Annotated in this window: 1 protein-coding gene; it reads right to left on the reverse strand. The window is 29.5% G+C overall.

Annotated features, from left to right (window positions below; translation table 11 throughout):
• On the reverse strand, positions 1-3,103 hold a 3,103-nt coding region (locus CLOBL_RS26900; RefSeq protein ID WP_143323972.1), incomplete at both ends, for a non-ribosomal peptide synthetase.

A 3,103-nucleotide genomic window follows, 5' to 3' on the forward strand; every position in this document is an offset into this window, starting at 1 on the left:
TCTATATTTCCATCTGGAAGCCATCTTGCTAAATCTCCTGTTCTATACATTTTAGCTCCTGGTTCAAATGGATTATCTGCAAATTTTTCTCTTGTTAATTCTTCTCTATTTAAATATCCTCTTGCAAGCCCATCTCCTGCAACACACAACTCCCCTGCTACCCCTATTGGCACTAAGCAGTTATCTTTTCCTAATATATATGCTTTTGAATTACTTAAAGGACTTCCTATCGGTATGTTATTACAGCCTTTAGTATTATCTATATGATTAATATTATAATAAGTAGAATATACAGTTCCTTCTGTTGGTCCATATACATGCACTATGTGGTTTTCTCCAAGATATTCAAGTGCCTTTTTAGCATGCCGTACAGATATACTCTCTCCTCCAAAAAGTACTTTTCTTATATTCTTTAAGCATTCTATATTATTATCCACGATACTATTAAATAATGCTGTAGTAACAAAGAATACACTTATCTTTTTATTCGTTATTATGCTTCCTAATTTATTTATTTCAAGTAAATCATTTTTATTAAGCATAACGAGTTTTGCTCCATTTAATAATGATCCATATATATCAAAAATAGAGCCATCAAATGCATAATTAGATAGTTGTAATAATGTATCATTACAAGTTACATCTATATAATTGGGGTTTTTAACCAATTTCATTACACTGTAATGTTCAATTAAAACTCCTTTTGGTGTTCCGGTTGAACCAGATGTATATATAATATAAGCTAAATTATTTGTCTTATTTATCAAAGTTAAGTTGTTCTTTTCTTTAACATATAAGTTTTTATCTTCTAAATATATTGTTTCTCCTGAATAATCTATATCTTCTCCTACATTTTTCTTTCTTAATATTAATTTAGCGTTACTATCTTCAAGCATATATTTTATTCTGTCTTCTGGGTATTCAGGATCTATTGGTAAATATGCTCCTCCACTTTTTAATATTCCCATTATTCCTATCATCATCTCTAGTGATCTATCTACCATTATTCCTACAACTGTATCTGCTTTTATACCCTTTTCTCTTAATACTCTTGCCAAAGAATTTGCTCTTTCATTTAATTCACCATATGTTAATTTTTTGTCTTCATATTCTATTGCTATATTATCTGGTGACTTTTCTGCCTGTTCTTCAAATAATTGCTGTATTGTTTTATCCTTTGGATATTTCATTTCTGTTTTATTAAACTCATTTAATAGTTTATCCTTTTCTTCTGCACCAATTACATCAATTTCACATATCTTACTATCTAATTTAGATACTACGCAGTCTAATATATTGGTGTAGTGTTCTTTCATTCTTTCTATTGTCTCTTTTTTAAATAACTTGCTGCAATATTCTAAATTAAAGTTTATGCCATCCTCTGTCTCTGCTCCAACTAATGTCAAATCGAATTTTGATATATTTAACTCTGATTCAATTAATTTAATTTTCATATAGTTTTCATCTATACCAAAATCCATATTCTCAAGAACAAACATTACATCAAATACTGGATTCCTGCTTACATCTCTCTTAACATCTAATTTATTAACTAAATCATCAAATTGATAGTCTAGATTTTCAAAATCCTTCAAGGTATTATCTTTTAATTCAGCTAGGAATTCTCTAAAAGTTTTATTTCCATTTGGCTGATTTCTAAGAGCTACTGTGTTTACAAACATTCCGACAGTATCTTCAAGTTCTGCCTGGGATCTTCCCGCTTGTGCTGTTCCTACTATAATATCTTCTTGCCCACTATATTTTGCCAGCATCACATTATATGCTGCTAGAAGCAACATATATAATGTTGTTCCTGTTTCCTTTGCTGCGTTGTTTAGTTTCTCTTTTAATTTGTTATCAATTACAAAATTTACTCTGTCACCTTCATAGCTTTGAACATTTGGTCTTTCATAATCTGTTACTATATTTAATACTGGTATTTCTCCGCTCAATCTATCCAACCAATATTGTTCTTGTCTTTCTATTGTTCCATTTGTTTCTAAGCTATTTTGCCATTCTGAGTAATCTCTGTATTGTAATTGTGGTTCTCTTAAACTATATCCCTTATAAAGTTCAACAAACTCTTTCATTAATATGCTCATAGATACTCCATCTGCTACTATGTGATGAAGATCCAATATAAATATGTATTTTTTATCTTTGCATTTTATTAATTTACTTCGCACTAATGGAGCTTTTGTTAAATCAAATGGCTTAATAAAATCATCTATTTTTTCTTTAACTAAATTTTCTTCTACTTCTTCATATCCATAATCTAACTTCCATCTCTTATGGATTGTCTGCAGTATTTCCCCATCTATCACATGGAAACTTGTTCTTAAAGCTTCATGTCTCTTTATTAATTCATTTAATACTATTTCTACTTTTTCTTCATCTAATTCTTCTTCTATTTCTAATATCATAGGAACATTATAAACAGTATTAGCCTTATCCATTTCCCATAATGTGAACATTCTCTTTTCAGCTGAAGATGCTTTATAGAAATTTTTTTCTTCTGCTTTACTTATTACTATGTATTCTTTTTTCTCAGCTCTTTCTACTACTCTGCCTAAACCTTTTATGGTTGGATTCTCAAATAACTCTTTTACCTTTATTCCTACTTCTAATTCCTTATTTATTTTAGCTATGATTACTGCTGCCTTTAATGAATGTCCTCCTAAATCGAAATAGTTATGATTTATTCCTATTCCTTCTATTCCTAATATCTCTTCCCATATTTCTACTAGCTTTTCTTCTATTTTATTTCTTGGAGCCTCGTACTCATCCTCCATAATTTGTGTTATATCAATCTCTGGTAAAGCTCTTTTATCCACTTTTCCATTTGTGGTTAATGGTAACTTATCCATCTTTACTATATAGCTAGGTATCATATATGATGGTAATTTTTCCGAAAGTTCATCTTTTATTTCAGTAACAGATATTTCTCCTTCTGAGGTAACATATCCACAAAGATACTTATCTCCTTTATCATCACTTTTTGCTAATACTACGGCTTCTTTTATCTCTTTTAGCTTTGAAAGTTGATTTTCTATTTCTCCAATTTCTATTCTAAAGCCTCTTATTTTTACCTGATTATCTATTC

It is taken from the genome of Clostridium sp. BL-8, from assembly GCF_002006495.1.
Taxonomy (GTDB): Bacteria; Bacillota; Clostridia; order Clostridiales; family Clostridiaceae; genus Clostridium.